Origin of the sequence: Inquilinus sp. (assembly GCF_039594555.1) — a bacterium.
GTDB lineage: Bacteria > Pseudomonadota > Alphaproteobacteria > DSM-16000 > Inquilinaceae > Inquilinus.
Genome location: NZ_JBCNNF010000131.1, coordinates 1 through 16,358 on the forward strand (window position 1 = coordinate 1; position 16,358 = coordinate 16,358).

Genomic DNA, 16,358 nt, shown 5'->3' on the forward strand with positions numbered 1-16,358 from the left:
GCTGATGTGCAGTTTCTTCCAGCATCCGCTGTACCCGTTCTCGGGCGTCGATCACCAGGCGCCGAACATGGTCAACCTGCCCGCGGGCGAGCAGCAGCAGCAGCGGCGCGGTGAAGACGATGACCAGCGCCGCCCCCAGCGGCAGCAGCGCCAGGGCCCACAGCAGGCACAGCGAGGAGGCGAATTGCGCGCATCCCCGCAGCAGCTGCAGCCGGGTGGGGCGCAGCGCCGCCAGGCCGCCCTCGGCGGCGACGGCCGCGCCGCCCGCGAGCACGGCGTGGACGGCGAACCGCATCCAGGCGATCTGCACCGCGGCATAGGCGGCGACCAGGTCCTTGCCGGCGGCATCGGCCAGGGGGGCCAGCGCCGCGCTGGCGGCCATCAGCAGCACCGCGCCTGCGGCGGGGGGGATCGGGAGGGGGCGTGTCATCCGGCCGAGTCAGGTTGCGATCCAGTCATCCATTAATCATCATCGATAAGCAGTAAATAGGCCGAATATATTTCGCATATTCTTCTTAAATATTTTGACAGTTTAATTACAGTAACCTCTAGATCATTCGACGGGAGCAATTGCGGTGCAATATTTGCGCAAAATGCTTTCGATTTATTCTGAATAATACTGATCTGGAGAAGACGATGCTGCTCAAGGATGATGCGAGTTCCGCCGCGCTGGCTTATGCCCGGCCGGGAGCACCTTCGGCGAAGGCGCAACTGGCGGCGTTCGGCGGCCAGCGGGCGGTGCCGGAGGACCTGGTCGTGTCCTGGCCGGCCTCTCATAGCGGCCATCTGGCGGCGCTCAACCGGGTGATCCGCAGCGGCAAGTACCATCGGGTCAACCATCCGGTGGTGACCGCCCTGGAGCAGGATTTCGCGGCCTGGACCGGCCATTGGACGGTGCGCGCGGTGTCGACCGGGACCGCGGCGATCCATGTGGCGCTGGATTATGCGCGGGAGCAGGGAGCGCGGCAGCAGGCGACGAAGGTGATCGCCGCCGCGCTGAACTGGCCCGGTGCGATCGGCCCGATCGCATTCGCCGGGCTGGAGCCGGTCTTCGTCGACGTGTCTCTGGCCGATGCGGCGATCGACCAGGCGGCGGCGGCCCGGGCCCTCTCCGGCGACACCGCTGCGGTGCTGATCACCCATCTGTTCGGCAATCCCATCCCGGCGCCGGAGCTGCGGGCCGCGGTCCGGGCCACCGGCCGGGTCCGGCTGGTCGACGACTCCGCCCAGTCGATCGCGGTGACGTGCAGCCGCGACGGCGGGGCGCCGCTCGACAGCGACGCCCTGGCCCTGTCGGGCAACGGCGCGAAGCATCTCGGCGCCGGCGAACTCGGCCTGCTCTGCACCGCCGATCCCGGGCTGATCGAGCATGTCGACCGGGTGTCGCTGACCAGCTCGGCCCGGAATGGCGAACGCGTGTTCTCGCCGATGACCGCCGGCTACAACTACCGGCCCAACGTGTTCTCGGCCTCGGTCGCGCTCAGCCGGCTGCCGGAGCTGGACGAGCAGCTGGCCCAGCGCCGCCAGAACGCGGCCGTGCTTACCGACCGCCTGGCCGGCCTGCTGCCACTGTACGACATCGGCCGGCCGCGCAACTCCTTCCTCAACGTCCCGCTGCGGATCGATCCGGCCCGGCTGGGCCTGCCGCCGGGGCCGGCGGCGCGCGACCTGATCGTCGAGCTGCTGCAGGCCGAGGGCGTGCCGGTCTGGGTGTGGCTGCGCAAGCCGGTATGGGAGCATCTGCCGTTCTGGCGCGACCGCTGGTCGCTGGCCGATTTCCCGAACACCCGGACGCTGCTGGACACGATGTTCTACTTGTCCGAGGTGGCGCCGCCGAACGATGACACCGCCATGCATGCCTATGCCGACGCCTTCGAGAAGGTGTGGAGCGCGCTGCCCGAGCTGCGGGCCGAGGCCGCGCGGCACGGCACGGCGACGAATTGAGGGAGGCGGCGATGCGGACCCAGACGATCAAGGGCTTCGTCGATTACGGCGTCGACATCGTGCTGAAATTCGGCGGCAGCCTGACCCGCGACCTGGAGCGGTGCCAGGCGCTGATCGGGGCGATCGCCGTCCTCGCCGCGGAGGGGCAGAGGATCCTGATCCTCCCCGGCGGCGGCCGCACCGACAAGGTGATCGAGGCGATCGACCGGGAGCGGCCGCTGGCGGCGGAGACGGCGCATCGCGCCTGCGCCCTGGCCCAGGACCAGACCGGGCTGATCCTGGCCGACCCGGCCTTCTCCGACCGGCTGGTGGCCTGCGAGACGCTGGCAGCCTGCCGCGCGGCGCTGGCGCAGGGCAAGGTCGCGGTGCTGCTGCCGTCACGGCTGCTGTTCGATATCGACCCGGTCGAGCAGACCTTCGAGATCACCTCGGACGCGGTCGGGGTCTGGCTGGCCTGGCTGACCGGCGCCCGCCGCGTCGCCATCCTGACCGATGTCGACGGCGTGTTCGAAGCCGGGCGGATCGGCGACCCCGACCACCTGATCCCTGCCATCTCCGCCGCCGAGCTGCTGCGCATGGGCCACACCTCGATCGACGCCTGCGCCGTGGCCTTCCTGCAGGCGCGCGGCATGGACTGCGCCGTGCTGAACGGCCTGCATCCGGACCGTGTCGCCGCCTGGGGCCGGGGGCAGGGCGCGACCGGCACGGCGATCACCGGCGCCGCCATGGCAGCCGATGGCGCGCGCCGCGCCGCCGCCTGACCCGGAGCATCGACCATGCGCATCGTCCCGCCGCCCGACCGGGCGCTGACCGTCTATTCCCCCGACGCGGTGCTGTCCGGCCTCGTCGGGGCGCTCGACCGCTTCATCGCCGGGGCCACCGGGCTGGTCCCGGCCGGCCGCGGCACCGTGGTCCACGACGTCCGCTCGATCGAGGCCTTCTACGGCCTGTCCGGCGGCACCGGTGGCCGGCACTGGCCGCTGGTGGTGGACCTGTTCGACGGCCGCGCCTCCTGCGTCACCGAATGGCGCGGCGCCGACCCGCTGGCCCGGCTGCAGCGGATCAAAGGCGCGACCCAGCCCGCCCGGGCCGAGGCCGGGACCGTGCGCAGCCGCTTCTGGTGCGACAACCCGGTCTGCAATCTGATCCATGTCAGCGACAGCTATCCGATGATGGCCGAGGAGGCGGAGATCCTGCGGTCGCGCCGGACCGCCACGGCTTTCGCCATGCCGGGGGAGAGGGGGCCGGAGGAGGGAGGCCACGGCATCCGGCATTCCGGGCTGCTGGCCTTCGCCCGGCTCGCGGCCCGGCGCTGGCCGGGGCAGGACCTGCCGGACCTGCCGGCCGATGGCGACGCGCGGGAGACCGGCCGCAGGCTGGTCGCCTGGCTCCTGGCCCTGGGCGGGCGTGAGCCGGCGGCGCGCGACCTGGTCGATGCGTTCCTGGCGGGGCAGGAGCCGATGCTGCCGCGGATCCGGCAGGCCTTCGGCCGGATCGGCGCCTGGGACGCCCTGCAGCTCGAATGCGCCCAGCATTCCAATCCGCTCTGGGCCGCCCTGGTCGCGATGCCGCCGGCCCGCGCCGCGGCGGCGGGGGGCTGACCATGCGGTTTCCGGCCTTGCACCGGCGGGTCGTCGGCCTGCTGCGCCCGCACCGCTCCTCGGTCAGCTACTGGGCGGGCAGCCTGGTGCTGGCGGACATGCTGGGCAGGCCGCCCGGCGATTTCGACATTCATCATCGCTGCTGGCCGGACGCGTCGCGGGCCATGGCCAGTGATCATGCGGCGCTGGTCGCAGCCGGCTTCGCCCGCCTCGATCTCCACGCCGACGGCGACGAATGCGAGGCGACCTACGCCACGGCCGGCGATGCCCCCATCGTGCTGAACTGGGTGGTGGACCAGGCGCCGGCGGGGCGGGGCGCCTTCCCCGATCGGCGGCTGGGCTTCGCCGCGCACCGGCTCGACGTCGCCGCGCGCAAGCTCGCCATGGCGGTGGAGACCGGGGACGGCAAACACGTGACCGACTTGGCGGCGCTGCAGCGGCACGGCATCGCCGTTTCATCCCTGGTCGGACAGGCGGCGGCGCTGCAATCGGTGCTGTCGCCGGAAGCGTTCCGCGCGGCCTGCGCCCGGCTGGGCTTCTCGGCCCCGCCGGGACCGCTCCCGCAGCGCGTCAGCCCCCGATCAGAACCCATTCCAGCTGCCTGAGGCTGGCGGCGACGCGGTCGGCGATCTCGTCGACATCGGCTTCGTCGACGATCAGCGGCGGCGAGAAGCCGAGCACGTCGCCCATGCAGCGCGCGATCAGCCCGTTGCCATAGGCCAGCCGGTCGAAGGTCGGGCCAGCCTGGCGGGTCGGGGCGAAGGGCCGCCGGGTCGCCTTGTCCTGCACCAGCTCGATGCCCAGCATCAGCCCGGCGCCGCGCACCTCGCCGACGATGGGAGAGGCCCGGCCGATCTCCTCGAAATGGGCGCGCAGCCGGGCGCCCATGCGGCGGACATGACCGATCACGTCCATCTCGCGATAGATCCGGATCGCCTCGGCGGCGACGGCGACGCCGACCGGGTGGCCGGAATTGGTGAAGCCGTGGCCGAAGGCGCCGCCGCTGCGGTTGAACTCGCGCAACGCGTCATAGACCGCCGGCGCCACGATGACGGCGGAGATCGGGAAATAGGCGGAGGACAGGCCCTTGGCCAGGGCCATCATGTCCGGCCGCATGCCCACCGTTTCGCGGCCGAACCAGTTCCCGGTGCGGCCGAAGCCGCAGACGATCTCGTCGTCCAGGCACAGGATGTCGTAGCGCCGCAGCACCTCCTGGATACGGGCGAAATAGTGCTCGGGCGGCACGATGATGCCGCCGCCGGCATGGATCGGCTCGGCGATGAAGGCGGCGATCGTGTCCGGCCCCTCGGCCAGGATCACTCGCTCCAGCTCCCCCGCCAGCCGCTCGACGAAGGCCGCCTCGTCCTCGCCGGGCCGCATACCGCGATAGCGGTCGGGGCACAGCGTGTGCAGGAAGCCCGGCAGCGGCAGGCCGAATTCACGGTGCATGAAGGGCAGGCCGCACATCGACGCGGCGGCAATGGTCGACCCGTGGAAGGCGCGGTCGCGCGCGATCACCTTGCGCTTGGTCGGCTTGCCGCGGGCTGCATGGTAGACCCAGGCCAGCTTGACCATGGTCTCGTTCGCCTCCGACCCGGAGGTCGCGAAATACGCCTTGCCGCCGTCCATGCCGGTCAGCGCCACCAGCGTCTCCGCCAGCTCGGCCACGGCCTCGGACGTCCGGTGGAAGAAGGTGTGATAGAAGCCCAGCTCGGCATATTGCCGGGCGGCGGCGGCCGCCAGCCGCGGGTTGGCGAAGCCCAGCGAGGCGCACCACAGCCCGGCCATGGCATCGATATAGGCCTTGCCGCCGCCGTCGTAGATTCGGGCGCCCTCGCCGCGCGCGACCACCAGCGGCCCCTGCTCCTCGAACAGCGCCGGATTGGTCTGCGAATGGATGTGGAAGGCGACATCGCGCCGGGCGACGGGATCCGTCAAGGTGGACATGATGCTCGCTTCCCATCCGAGAGATTGTCCGGCGGGTGCAGTGGAACTGATTTTGGAATGGAGTGTCAATCCATACGAAACTCTTATTCAGAGTAATGCTCCATAACGCATGTCCGGGTGCGGTGCCCTCCCTGTGGGGTGACGGGGCGCCGCAGCGCCGTGAGGGCTTCGGTCCGGTGACCGAAGCCCTCGCGCTCAAGCGTTTAAGGTCTCAAACCTGTGCCAGGCCGCCATCGACGAAGACCTCGGACCCGGTCATGAAGCTGCTGTCCGAGGATGCCAGGAACGCGGCCACCGCCCCCGTCTCCGCCGGGTCGCCGATGCGCCCCACGGGCGTGGTGCTCCCGAGCGCATCCATGGCGTCCTCGCCCACGATCTCCAGAGCCAGCTCGGTCTTGACCGGCCCCGGGGACAGCACGTTGACGCGAATGCCTGTGCCGCGCAGGTCCAGCGCCCAGCTGCGCGCCAGGTTGCGGATCGCCGCCTTGGTCGCGCTGTAGATGCTGAATTCCTGCGTGCCCATGACCCCCGTGCTCGACCCGGTCAGGATGATCGATGACCCGGCCGACATCAGCGGCAAGGCCTTCTGCACCGTGAACACCAGCCCCTTCACATTGACGTCGAAGATCTGGTCGTAGTGCTCGGGCGTTATTTCGCCGAGCGGCGCGAACGCTCCGGTCCCGGCATTGGCGAACAGGATGTCGAGCCCGCCCCGTTCGGCCTTGACCGCCCGGTACAGCCGGTCGAGGTCGGACAGATCCGTGACCGAGCCTCTGACAGCCCGCGCAGACGAACCCAGATCCGCCAAGGCGGCGTCGAGCGCCTCCTGCCGCCGCCCGAAGATGTAGACGAAGGCACCCTCGTCGACGAACCGTCTGGCGGCGCCGAGGCCGATGCCGCTGCCGCCGCCCGTCACCACCGCCGTCTTGCCCTGTAGCCTGCTCATGAATCGCTCCTTCATTGAGGTTGCACTGAGCTGGCGACGTGCCCACCTAGGGACAAGTATGCACCTTTTGGTAAGTACCCAGAATGCCGTCAGATCCTTCAGCCTCGGTCCGGAATTGCACCCCGACGCTGCCCGGCTTCACCTGCGGCCTTGACGCGACGTTGCGGGTCATCGCCGGAAAGTGGAAGCCGCTGATCCTGTACTTCCTCGCCCAAGGCGGCACGACCCGTTACGGCGAACTGCGGCGGGCTGTGCGGGATGTCAGCGACAAGGTGCTGATCCAGCAGCTCAAGGAGCTTGAGGCCGACGGCCTCGTGAAGCGGACCGACCACAAGGAGGTCCCGCCGCGGGTGGATTACAGCCTCAGCCCCCTGGGCCGCAGCCTGGCCGAAGCCCTTGTGCCGCTCTGCTCCTGGGGCACGGAGCATATGGCGGAGGTGACCCGGGTCTTCGCCCAGCGGGAAGCCTGGAATACCAGGACACGGCAAACTGATCGTCCCGACTAGCGGCCGTTCATGATCACGATCAGTTTCCCATGGCGGCGTTCCGCTGACCGGAAACCGGGCCCGGGGGAACGGCATCCCCGGGCTCAACTCTGCTACAGAACGAAGTCCGCCGCGGTCAGCGGGTGATCGGAGATGACATTGATGGCGAAATCAGGGGCCTTGTCGCCGTTGACGTCGACATAAACCACCTGAATCGGGCCTGCCGTCACCACCCGCAGCTCCCCGGCCTGGCGGGTGAAGTCGCCGGTGCCGAAGGTGAAGGCCGTGTCCCCGTTGGATGAGTTGCCGTCGGCGTCGATACCGGACAGATCGATACGGTCGCCGGCCGTGAAGTCGGCGATCGTGTCCTTGCCCGTCGAAGCCACGGTGCTGTCGGCGAGGGCGGCGTAGACGAAGGTGTCGTTGCCCGTTCCTCCCTTCAACAGGTCGGCACCTCCGCCGCCATTGATCCGGTCATCGCCGGCCATGCCCCACAGCGTGTTGGCGCCCGTGTCGCCGATCAGCAGGTCGTCATGGGCGGAGCCCAGCAGCTGCTCGATATTCACCAGGATGTCGCCGCTGACATCGCCGCCGGTACCGATCCCAAGGGCAAGCGACACCTGCACCGCCGTGGCAGAGCCGGCATAGCTGGCGGTGTCGATGCCGTCCCCGCCGTTGATGACGTCGCTGTCGCCCCCCGCTTCGATGAAGTCGTTGCCGTCGCCGCCGTCGATCTGGTCGCCGCCCTGGCCGCCATAGATGGAATCGTTGCCAGCCCCGCCGATGATCGTATCGTTGCCGGCGCCGGCATCGATGGAATCGTCGCCGGCGCCGCCCTGGAGGTTGTCGATACCGTCGCCGCCGACGAGCCGGTCGTTGCCGTCGCCGCCTTCGAGCCGGTCATCGCCGGCCTCACCCGACAGGGAATCGTCCCCGCCATTGCCGATGAGGATGTCATTGCCGAGCTCGCCACCGAGGACATTGCGAGCATGGTCGCCGGTGAGCTGGTCGTCGAAGCTCGACCCGTAGAGATTCTCGATGCTGGTCAGCGTGTCGCCTTGCGCGTCGCCCCCCGAGGCGGTGCCGGCCAGCAGGTTCACGGCCACGGCCGCTGCCGAGCCCTGGTAGTTGGCGAAATCCGAGCCGTCGCCGCCATCGAGGATATCCGCGCCGGCGCCGCCGCGGAGCGTGTCGTCGCCCGCTCCGCCGGTGAGCGCATTCGCGCCGGCGTCGCCGTAAAGGCGGTCGCTGAAGCTGGAGCCGATGACGTTCTCGATCGCTGCCAGCGTGTCGCCCTGGGCGTCGCCGCCGACGCCGGTTCCCGCCGCCAGGTCGACGGTGACCCCGGCGCCCGAGGTCGAATAGTCGGCAGTGTCGACGCCGTCCTGGCCGATCAGCTGGTCCGCCCCGGCGCCGCCGGCCAGAGTGTCGTCGCCGCCATGGCCGTTGAGGATGTCGTCGCCGCTGCCGCCGGTCAGGCGATTGGCGGTGGCGTCGCCGTGCAGCGTGTCGGCGAAACTGGAGCCAATCAAATTCTCGATCCCGGTCAGGGCGTCGCCGGCGGCCATCCCTCCCGATAGCTGGGCGCCTGCCAGACGCAGGTCGACCGTCACCGCCGCCGGAGAATTGGCGTAGCTGACCGTGTCCGTGCCGGTGCCGCCGTCCAGCGTCTCGGCATTGGCGCCGGCGATGATGGTGTCGTCGCCGGCGCCGCCGTGCAGCGAGATGCCGTCGCCCACCGAATGGATGGTGTCGTCGAAAGCCGTGCCGCGGATCTCCTCGAAGCTGGTGCCGGCCACCGTCCAGTAGAAGGCGATGCGGACGCCGTCGGATTGCCGCAGGATGCTGCTGTAGCCGCCAACATCATCGCTGTCGAAGATCAGGCCCTGGCCGAAGGCGGAATAATCCAGGAGGTCGTAGCCGCCATAGCCGACGTAGACATTGTTGTTGCCGGCGCCGATGACGATGTCGTCGCCGGCGAAGGCGAAGACGGAGTCCCCCGGATTGTAGGTGATGTCGTTGTAGCCGGCCGGGGCGGTCCTGCCATCTCCGGCCGCGTGAAAAAAGTCCTTCGCATCGGTGCCGAGCACGTCCGCCATCGAATGCTCCGTGGAAATGAATGTGGAACGCGAATCCGGGTCAAACACTGCCTTCATACGAGATTCGCGCGTTCGCCGCATAGATCGAATTCGGCGAATTTCCGATCATTTTCTACAATCCCGGCGCACAGCCGGCCGTTCCATCGCGACGCGGCGCAGGGTCTCGAACTCTGCAGGATCGAAGAGGGCCTGCGAGCCTGCTTCGGGAACCAACCAACGCTCCGCTCCGTCTCTTCGGCGAAGGAGATTGGCACGTCTGTCTTGCGTGATGGGCGAGACGCCTGCGGCGGCGCCCGCAGGCGTGTTGACCGGATGAGGAGCACGCCTAGGCGGCGCGGCATGCGAATGACCACCACGACATCCCCACCCGTGACGCCGCGGACGCGTGGCTGGCTCGCGAAGCTCGGCCCCGGCCTCGTCACCGGCGCCTCGGACGACGATCCGAGCGGAATCGCCACCTACTCCCAGGCAGGAGCACAGTTCGGATACACGCTCGGCTGGACGCTGCTGCTCAGCTTTCCCCTGATGGTTGCAATCCAGGAGGCCTGCGCGAGGCTTGGCCGGATTTCCGGCAAAGGGCTGGCGACCAACATTGCGGAGAATTTCCCGCGCCCCGTCGCCTACGTCATCGCGCTGCTCCTGCTCGCCGCCAACGTGATCAATCTCGGCGCCGATCTCGGCGCGATGGCGGCGGCGATGCAGCTGCTCGTCGGCGGTCCGCACGAGCCTTACGTGGTGGGATTCGGCCTGGTGTCCACCGGTCTGATGATCTTCGTCTCCTACGAGCGCTACTCGGCCTATCTCAAATGGCTGTGCCTCTCGCTCTTCGCCTATGTCGCGACGGTCTTCGCGGTCCAGGTGCCCTGGGGGGAGGTCGCCCGACAGCTGGTGTGGCCCGGTCTGCAGGCGGACACAGATTACGTCACCGCGGCTGTGGCCATCTTCGGCACCACGATCAGCCCCTACTTGTTCTTCTGGCAGGCGTCGCAGGAGGCTGAACGCCAAGCCGAAAGCCCCCGGATGAAGCCGCTGACCGAGGCGCCGCGCCAGGCACCGGCCGAGTTCCGTCGCATCCGGATCGACACCTGGCTGGGCATGGGCTTGTCGAACCTGATTGGCCTTTTCATTGTCATCACCACGGCGGCCACGCTTCATGCCTCTGGCAAGCTCGACATCCAGACCTCGGCGGATGCCGCGTCGGCGCTTCGCCCGGTGGCGGGGGATTTCGCCTTTGCGATCTTCGCCGCAGGCATCGTCGGCACGGGCATGCTCGGGGTGCCAGTGCTCGCCGGTGCCGCGGCCTTCGGTGTCTGTGGCACGCTTGGTCGCCCCGCCGGGTTGGCCTGCCGGCCCGTCGAGGCGAAGACATTCTATGGGACGATTTTCTGGGCGATGGTCGTGGGTGTCGGCCTCAACACCGTCGCCATCGATCCGATCAGGGCCCTGTTCTGGAGTGCGGTTGTCAACGGTCTGGTCGCCGTTCCGATCATGACGCTGATCATGATCATGAGCGGACGGCCGGCAATCGTCAGGGAATTCCAGCTGCCACGGCCGCTCAGCCTGCTCGGCTGGGCGACGACGGTCTTCATGGCGGCGATCGCCGCTGTCATGGTCTGGAGCTGGCTTGCCTGAGAGGCCACCTCGCTCAGTTGTGCAAGCGATTCTGCATCACGGAACACCTTGCCGTGCGCCCGGCCCGACGATCACCAAGCCGTCGCTGTAATCGATGGTGACAACGGCTGCGGTTAGGACGGCGCCCGGGAAGCCGCAGGAAGGGTCTTGTACCGTCCGGAGTCGCGGTTCTTCTTCAGGAACACGTCCATCAGCCCGGCGATCTCGTCCGCCGCGGTGTCGAGCGCGAAATGACCGCCATCCAGGATATGGACCTCCGCCGCGGGGACGTCGCGCCTGTAGGCCTCGGCCTCCGAAAGCTCGAAGGACGGGTCGTATCGTCCCCACAGCACCAGCAGCGGCGGCTGGGTCTCGCGCAGCCATGCCTGCCAGGCCGGGTAGGAGGCGACGTTGGTGCGGTAGTCGAAGAACAGCTCCGTCTGGATGTCGGCCTGGCCGTCCCGGTTCAGAAAAGCGAACTCGTCGGTCCAGAGGTCCGGGTCGTAGCGGTCGGTCCGCGGGTCGCTGCCGACATGGCGGGCGCGCGTCGTCTCGAGTGACAGGAGATTGGCACGCAAGGCTGCTTCATGCGCCATCCGGTCCGTCCAGAAGGCGCGCCGGGTCGCCCAGATCTGGCCGAGGCCCTCGTCATGCGCCACGGCGTTCTGGACGAGGAGGCTTTCGATGCGGTCCGGATGGGTAAGCGCGATCCGGAAGCCGACCGGACCGCCATAGTCCTGCATGTACAAGCTGTAGCGGGAGAGGCCCAGTTTCTCGGTGAAGCGAGTGATGACCTCGGCTAGGCGGTCGAAGGTGTAGGAAAAATCCTTCGGCACCGGCGCATCGCTATGGCCGAAGCCCGGGTAGTCCGGCGCGACCAGCCGATAGCGATCCGAGAGCCGCTGCAGCAGCGGCTCGAACATCCGCGACGACGACGGCAGGCCGTGCAGCAGCAGGATCGCCGGCGCGTCCGCCGGGCCGGCCTCCCGGTAGAAGATCGACAGGCCGTCGATTTCGACGGTGCGGTAATGGACCGGGTGCTTCATGCGGGGCTCCGGGGCAGGCGTCTCGGGTTCAGTCGCCGACCTGCAGGACGATCTCGATTTCGACCGGCATGCCGAGCGGCAGGCTGGCGACGCCCAGGACGATGCGCGGCGACAGCATCCCGATGCCGAAGGCCTTGACCAGGATCTCCGACGCACCGTCGGCAACCTTCGGGTGATCGCGAAAATCGCCTGCGGTGGCGATGTAGACCCCGAGCTTAGCGACGCCGGCCACCTTGTCGAGCGTGCCGAGATGCGCCCTGGCCGCGGACAGCGCGTTGAGGCATGCGATCCGTGCAGCCTCCCGCCCCGCCTCGACCGACAGCTCGGCACCGAGCCGCCCGATCGATTGCGGAGTCCGGCCGACGACCGGAAGCATCCCGCTGAGGAAGAGCAGATCGCCGATCTCCACGGCTTCGACATAGGCGCCGAGCGGGATCGGCGGTGGCGGCAGCTCGATGCCCAGGGTCTTCAGCCGCTGTTCCGCGCCGGCGGCCGGCATCGTGCCGAGCATCACCATCTGCCCAGATGTGCGCCGCCGTCGACGTGCAGCACCTCCCCGGTGATGTGCGGGGCCTCGGTCAGGAAGACGACGGCTTCGACGATATCCTGGACGGTGGAGATAACGCCCATCGGCGACAGCGTCCTGAGGACATCCTTCGGATCGTCCTTGTGGAGCGGCGTGTCGACGATGCCGGGCGCCACCGTGTTCACGCGGATTCCCGCCTTCGCGTATTCCATCGCGATATTCTTCGACGCGGCTTCGATGCCGCCCTTGGTGATCATCGCGACCGCGACATCGACGCCCGCGATCGGATGGTCGACCAGGGGCGTGGTGATGCTGACGATGCTGCCGCCGGATTGCTGCGCCAGCATCCGGCGGACGACGAGCTGGGTGAGGTGAAGGAAGCCTTCGGTGTTGGTCGATGCGAGCTTGCGGTAGTCGTCGACCGTGGTATCGATGAACGGCTTGGTGAAGAAGATGCCGGCATTGTTGACCAGGGCGTCGATCGCGCCGAACCGGGCCACGGCGATCTCGGCGACATTCCGGGCCGTCGCCGGATTGGCAATGTCGCCGTCGACGCGGGCCACGCGATCGGAGTCGGGGATCTCCGCCGACCGGCTGACCTGCCGCGATGTCGCGACGACATTGTAGCCGCGCGCGAGGAAGGCGTTGGTGACGCCCGCACCGATGCCCTGCGAGGCACCGGTGACGATCACCGTCTTCTGAGCGTTCATGGTCATCTCCAAAACTATGGGGCGCTCGGGTACGAAGCCGTGGGTGCGGTCAGATCGTCTGGCGCAGGGGCCGGAAGGCGGCGCGCAGCTCGGCGCTGAACACGGCCGGCTGCTCCCAGGCGGCGAAGTGCCCGCCCTTGTCGGGCCGGTTGTAGTGGATCAGCTTCGGATAGGCCTTCTCCGCCCAGCTCTTCGGCGCCTGGTAGATCTCGTCCGGGAAGGCGCTGACGGCGACCGGGATCTTGATCCCGCGCGGGTCGAAGAAGCCGCCCGATGGAAAATGCGCATTGTCCCAGTACAGCCGCGCCGAGGAGATCGCGGTGTTGGTCAGCCAGTACAGGGTGACGTTGTCGAGGATGTCGTCCCGCGTCAGGCCTTCGGTGGCGCCGTCGAAGACCCGGGCGATCAGCCGGCAGCTGCGGATGTCGTGGTCCAGCATCCACGCGGCCAGGCCGATCGGCGAGTCGACGATGCCGTACAGCGTCTGCGGCCGGTTGTTCATCTCGATCGCGTAGCCCAGCCCGTTCTTGTAGAAGTCGTCGAGCTGGTCCCAGGCACGCGTCTCGTCCGGCGCGAGGCCGGCGGGCGGCGGGCCGCCGGCGGCGAGCGCCTTCGAGATATCGGCCGGAACGGTGGCCGCCATGTTGGTGTGGATGCCGAGCAGCCCGGGCGGCTGCTGCAGGGCCATCTGCTCCGAGACGGCATTGCCCCAGTCGCCGCCCTGGGCGACGTATTTGGCGTAGCCGAGGCGCTGCATCAGCACAGCCCAGGCCTTGGCGATCCGCACCGGGGTCCAGCCCGGCGCGGTGGGCTTGCCGGAGAAGCCGTAGCCGGGCAGCGACGGGATCACCACATGGAAGGCGTCCGCCGCGCTGCCGCCATGCGCCGTCGGGTCGGTCAGCGGCCCGATGATCTTGAGCTGCTCGATGATCGAGCCGGGCCAGCCATGGGTGACGATCACCGGCAGGGCATTCTCGTGCTGCGAACGGACATGGATGAAGTGGATGTCCAGCCCGTCGATCTCGGTGACGAAGTTCGGCAGGGCCTTGAGCCGCGCCTCCATCCAGCTCCAGTCGTAATCCGTCGCCCAGTACTGCGCGAGCTTGCGGATCGTCGCCAGCTGCACGCCCTGGGTGTCGTCCGGCACGGTCTCCCGGTCTGGCCAGCGCGTTGCCGCCACCCGGCGGCGCAGGTCATCGAGCTGCTCCTGCGGGAAGCCGATGCTGAAGGGGCGGATGGCATCGCCCGTGGCCGCACCGACCGCCATCGGCATCATCATGGCGACGCTGGTCAGTGCCGACGCCACCAGGACGTCGCGGCGCGTGGGCGTGAAATCTTCCGACATGGCAATCTCCTCTGGGCTGATCTCGTGACCGCCGAATGCCATGACAGTGCCGCGCGGCCGGCGCCCGGTGCGATTGCACGTTGGTATCGCCGACACCTTGGTATCGGTGCGGCGATGTTTGGGAAGGTCTTGGGATTCGAGCGAGCGTGCGCCTCGTTCAATGGCGGACTATTTTCCAGGGCCGGATGATACCAAGGTATCGCCGATACCTTCGTTTGATGGATCGGCGTTCTGCGCGCTGGCATCGATGTCGCCGGAATATCCCCTGCGACCATCGGAGACAGACTATGGACATCAGCGCAGAGGTCGGCCGGATCCGCGTCGATCGCCGCTCGGCGGCCTATTGGCGCGTCACGTTCGACCTGCCGCCCCTGAACATCTTCGGGCCGGCGAACATGTCGCAGCTCAACGCCGTCGTCGCGGCGCTCGAAAGCGACCGGCAGGTGAAGGTCGTCGTCTTCGATAGCGCCGTCGAGGGCTTCTTCCTGACCCATTACGATTTCATGGCGGATCCGGACGAGACGCTCGGCCTGCCGCCGGGGCCGACCGGGCTGCAGCAGCTGCCCGATATGCTGGTGCGGCTGAGCCGCGCCTCCGTGGTGTCGATCGCATCGATCCGGGGCCGCGCGACCGGCGTCGGCAGCGAGCTGGCCCTCGCCAGCGACATGCGCTTCGCCAGCCGCGAGAAAGCGATCCTGTCGCAATGGGAGGTCGGCGCCGCCCTGGTGCCCGGCGGCGGCCCGATGGCAAGGCTGCCCCGCCTCATCGGCCGCGGCCGCGCGCTGGAGGTGCTGCTCGGGGCGGACGACATCCCGGGCGACCTCGCGGAGCGCTACGGCTATGTCAACCGCGCCCTGCCGGATGCGGAGCTCGACGGCTTCGTCGACGCGCTGGCGCAGCGGATCGCGTCTTTCGACAAGCAGGCGATCGCGGAGACGAAGCGCCTGGTCAATGTGGCGAGCCTGCCGCCCGATGCCGAGATCGCGCCGGAATGGGACGCGTTCATCGCAGCCCTGAACCGGCCCGCCGCCCGGTCGCGGATCAAGACGCTGATGGAGCGCGGCTTCCACGCACCGGGCGATGTCGAGACGCGGCTCGGATACCACGTCGGCCAGCTCGGCCGCTGACGACTTCCGCTGCCGGCCCGTGCCGGCGGGCGCTTCCAGACTCAGGAGATCCACCATGGCCACTCCCCAGCTGCGCAGTGATGCCGCCGTGGCGCAGGCGATCGACACCAAGCTCGAGGTGATCGTGATCCCGGTCTCGGATGTCGAACGCGCCAAGCGCTTCTACGCCGGCCTCGGCTGGCGGCTCGACGGCGATTTCACCACGGGCGACGGGTTCCGCGTGATGCAGTTCACCCCGCCGGGCTCGCCCTGCTCGATCATCTTCGGCACGGGCGTGACATCGGCCACGCCGGGATCGGCCCAGGGGCTTCACCTCATCGTCCCGGACGTCGAAGCGGCACGGGTCGCTTTCGCCAGCCGTGGGGTGGCGGTGAGCGAGGTGTTCCACGATGCCGGTGGCATCTTCCACCATGCCGATCAGGAAGGACGGGTGGCCGGGCCTGATCCGCAACGGCGCAGCTACGCCTCATTCGCCTCGTTCAGCGATCCCGACGGCAATGGCTGGGTGTTCCAGGAGGTCACGGCGCGCCTGCCGGGACGGGTGGATGGCGACACCACTTTCACCTCGCAGGCCGATCTGGCGGCTGCACTGCGGCGCGCAGCGGCCGCCCATGGCGAGCACGAGAAGCGGAACGGCGGGGTGCACGACGTGAACTGGCCGGACTGGTACGCCGATTACATCGTCCGCGAGCAGGCCGGCCAGGTGCCGCCCACCTAGGCACCGACCGCCCCGCGCGGCGACTTCCGGACACGGAGCTCTCAAGTACCAAGTTCAGAATCTCCAAGGAGAATGGCATGGGCAACTTCGAAATGCGGAGCGACACCGTGGTCGAGGCCTCGCGTGCATCGAGGGTCGACATGCGGCTCGAGGTCGTCATCATCCCGGTCTCGGATGCGGAGCGCGCCAAACGCTTCTATGGCAACCTGGGCTGGCGGCTCGACATCGACCACGCGGCCGGGGACGGCTATCG

At 68.6% G+C, this 16,358-nt stretch carries 16 protein-coding genes; 8 read left to right on the top strand and 8 right to left on the bottom strand.

The window, feature by feature from the left end; genetic code table 11:
• On the bottom strand, nt 1-430 hold a 430-nt coding region (locus ABDW35_RS15745), incomplete at its 3' end, for a hypothetical protein (RefSeq protein WP_343714827.1).
• A gap of 206 nt (nt 431-636) precedes the next feature.
• Between ABDW35_RS15745 and ABDW35_RS15750 the strand changes: the two genes are divergently transcribed.
• From ABDW35_RS15750 to ABDW35_RS15765, 4 genes are read left to right on the top strand one after another with little or no spacing between them, the layout of a single operon-like run.
• Nucleotides 637-1,944 (top strand): DegT/DnrJ/EryC1/StrS family aminotransferase, encoded by a 1,308-nt coding sequence (locus tag ABDW35_RS15750; RefSeq protein ID WP_343714828.1) that lies wholly within the window; start codon nt 637-639, stop codon nt 1,942-1,944.
• Between the two features lie 11 nt (nt 1,945-1,955).
• Complete coding sequence (locus ABDW35_RS15755; RefSeq protein WP_343714829.1) at nt 1,956-2,705, top strand: hypothetical protein; 750 nt, start codon at nt 1,956-1,958, stop codon at nt 2,703-2,705.
• Between the two features lie 15 nt (nt 2,706-2,720).
• Nucleotides 2,721-3,545 (top strand): nucleoside-diphosphate kinase, encoded by an 825-nt coding sequence (locus ABDW35_RS15760; RefSeq protein WP_343714830.1) that lies wholly within the window; start codon nt 2,721-2,723, stop codon nt 3,543-3,545.
• 2 nt (nt 3,546-3,547) lie between these two features.
• Complete coding sequence (locus ABDW35_RS15765) at nt 3,548-4,150, top strand: hypothetical protein (protein WP_343714831.1); 603 nt, start codon at nt 3,548-3,550, stop codon at nt 4,148-4,150.
• Here ABDW35_RS15765 and ABDW35_RS15770 read toward each other — a convergent pair.
• Complete coding sequence (locus ABDW35_RS15770) at nt 4,116-5,492, bottom strand: aminotransferase (protein WP_343714832.1); 1,377 nt, start codon at nt 5,490-5,492, stop codon at nt 4,116-4,118. The two genes, ABDW35_RS15765 and ABDW35_RS15770, sit on opposite strands and share 35 nt — an antisense overlap.
• 211 nt (nt 5,493-5,703) lie before the next feature.
• Nucleotides 5,704-6,438, bottom strand: coding sequence for an SDR family oxidoreductase (locus ABDW35_RS15775; RefSeq protein ID WP_343714842.1), 735 nt, complete (start codon nt 6,436-6,438; stop codon nt 5,704-5,706).
• Nucleotides 6,439-6,599: 161 nt separating this feature from the next.
• On the opposite strand from ABDW35_RS15775, the gene ABDW35_RS15780 reads away from it, so the two are divergent.
• Entirely contained in the window at nt 6,600-6,944 is a 345-nt protein-coding gene (locus ABDW35_RS15780) for a helix-turn-helix domain-containing protein (protein WP_343714833.1), read from the top strand.
• 92 nt (nt 6,945-7,036) lie between these two features.
• Here ABDW35_RS15780 and ABDW35_RS15785 read toward each other — a convergent pair whose 3' ends face one another.
• The gene (locus ABDW35_RS15785) at nt 7,037-9,022 is read right to left on the bottom strand and encodes a calcium-binding protein (RefSeq protein ID WP_343714834.1); all 1,986 of its coding nucleotides are present in this window, start codon (nt 9,020-9,022) and stop codon (nt 7,037-7,039) included.
• A gap of 339 nt (nt 9,023-9,361) precedes the next feature.
• On the opposite strand from ABDW35_RS15785, the gene ABDW35_RS15790 reads away from it, so the two are divergent.
• A complete protein-coding gene (locus ABDW35_RS15790) occupies nt 9,362-10,654 on the top strand; it encodes an Nramp family divalent metal transporter (RefSeq protein ID WP_343714835.1) in 1,293 nt (430 codons plus the stop codon).
• A 113-nt stretch (nt 10,655-10,767) separates the two neighbouring features.
• Here the strand turns inward: ABDW35_RS15790 and ABDW35_RS15795 are convergent, their stop codons facing one another.
• The 4 genes from ABDW35_RS15795 to ABDW35_RS15810 are packed head-to-tail and all read right to left on the bottom strand — an operon-like array spanning nt 10,768 to nt 14,260.
• A complete protein-coding gene (locus ABDW35_RS15795; RefSeq protein ID WP_343714836.1) occupies nt 10,768-11,679 on the bottom strand; it encodes an alpha/beta hydrolase in 912 nt (303 codons plus the stop codon).
• Nucleotides 11,680-11,707: 28 nt separating this feature from the next.
• Nucleotides 11,708-12,190: a RidA family protein gene (locus ABDW35_RS15800; protein WP_343714837.1), complete on the bottom strand. Its 483-nt coding sequence runs from the start codon at nt 12,188-12,190 to the stop codon at nt 11,708-11,710.
• On the bottom strand, nt 12,190-12,915 hold the full coding sequence (locus tag ABDW35_RS15805; protein WP_343714838.1) for an SDR family oxidoreductase: 726 nt from the start codon (nt 12,913-12,915) through the stop codon (nt 12,190-12,192). The genes ABDW35_RS15800 and ABDW35_RS15805 overlap by 1 nt, the downstream gene beginning before the upstream one ends.
• A 49-nt stretch (nt 12,916-12,964) precedes the next feature.
• Nucleotides 12,965-14,260: an epoxide hydrolase family protein gene (locus ABDW35_RS15810; RefSeq protein ID WP_343714839.1), complete on the bottom strand. Its 1,296-nt coding sequence runs from the start codon at nt 14,258-14,260 to the stop codon at nt 12,965-12,967.
• 287 nt (nt 14,261-14,547) lie between these two features.
• On the opposite strand from ABDW35_RS15810, the gene ABDW35_RS15815 reads away from it, so the two are divergent.
• Together ABDW35_RS15815 and ABDW35_RS15820 are read left to right on the top strand one after the other, a co-directional pair.
• Nucleotides 14,548-15,387, top strand: a complete 840-nt coding sequence (locus ABDW35_RS15815) for an enoyl-CoA hydratase/isomerase family protein (protein WP_343714840.1) — start codon at nt 14,548-14,550, stop codon at nt 15,385-15,387.
• Nucleotides 15,388-15,442: 55 nt separating this feature from the next.
• A complete protein-coding gene (locus ABDW35_RS15820; RefSeq protein WP_343714841.1) occupies nt 15,443-16,105 on the top strand; it encodes a VOC family protein in 663 nt (220 codons plus the stop codon).
• The last annotated feature ends 253 nt before the right edge of the window (nt 16,106-16,358 follow it).

Coding starts and splice junctions, on each gene's coding strand:
- ABDW35_RS15750 (WP_343714828.1), top strand. CDS start 637: ATGCTGCTCAAGGATGATGCGAGTTCCGCCGCGCTGGCTTATGCCCGG.
- ABDW35_RS15755 (WP_343714829.1), top strand. CDS start 1,956: ATGCGGACCCAGACGATCAAGGGCTTCGTCGATTACGGCGTCGACATC.
- ABDW35_RS15760 (WP_343714830.1), top strand. CDS start 2,721: ATGCGCATCGTCCCGCCGCCCGACCGGGCGCTGACCGTCTATTCCCCC.
- ABDW35_RS15765 (WP_343714831.1), top strand. CDS start 3,548: ATGCGGTTTCCGGCCTTGCACCGGCGGGTCGTCGGCCTGCTGCGCCCG.
- ABDW35_RS15770 (WP_343714832.1), bottom strand. CDS start 5,492: ATGTCCACCTTGACGGATCCCGTCGCCCGGCGCGATGTCGCCTTCCAC.
- ABDW35_RS15775 (WP_343714842.1), bottom strand. CDS start 6,438: ATGAGCAGGCTACAGGGCAAGACGGCGGTGGTGACGGGCGGCGGCAGC.
- ABDW35_RS15785 (WP_343714834.1), bottom strand. CDS start 9,022: ATGGCGGACGTGCTCGGCACCGATGCGAAGGACTTTTTTCACGCGGCC.
- ABDW35_RS15790 (WP_343714835.1), top strand. CDS start 9,362: ATGCGAATGACCACCACGACATCCCCACCCGTGACGCCGCGGACGCGT.
- ABDW35_RS15795 (WP_343714836.1), bottom strand. CDS start 11,679: ATGAAGCACCCGGTCCATTACCGCACCGTCGAAATCGACGGCCTGTCG.
- ABDW35_RS15800 (WP_343714837.1), bottom strand. CDS start 12,190: ATGCTCGGCACGATGCCGGCCGCCGGCGCGGAACAGCGGCTGAAGACC.
- ABDW35_RS15805 (WP_343714838.1), bottom strand. CDS start 12,915: ATGAACGCTCAGAAGACGGTGATCGTCACCGGTGCCTCGCAGGGCATC.
- ABDW35_RS15810 (WP_343714839.1), bottom strand. CDS start 14,260: ATGTCGGAAGATTTCACGCCCACGCGCCGCGACGTCCTGGTGGCGTCG.
- ABDW35_RS15815 (WP_343714840.1), top strand. CDS start 14,548: ATGGACATCAGCGCAGAGGTCGGCCGGATCCGCGTCGATCGCCGCTCG.
- ABDW35_RS15820 (WP_343714841.1), top strand. CDS start 15,443: ATGGCCACTCCCCAGCTGCGCAGTGATGCCGCCGTGGCGCAGGCGATC.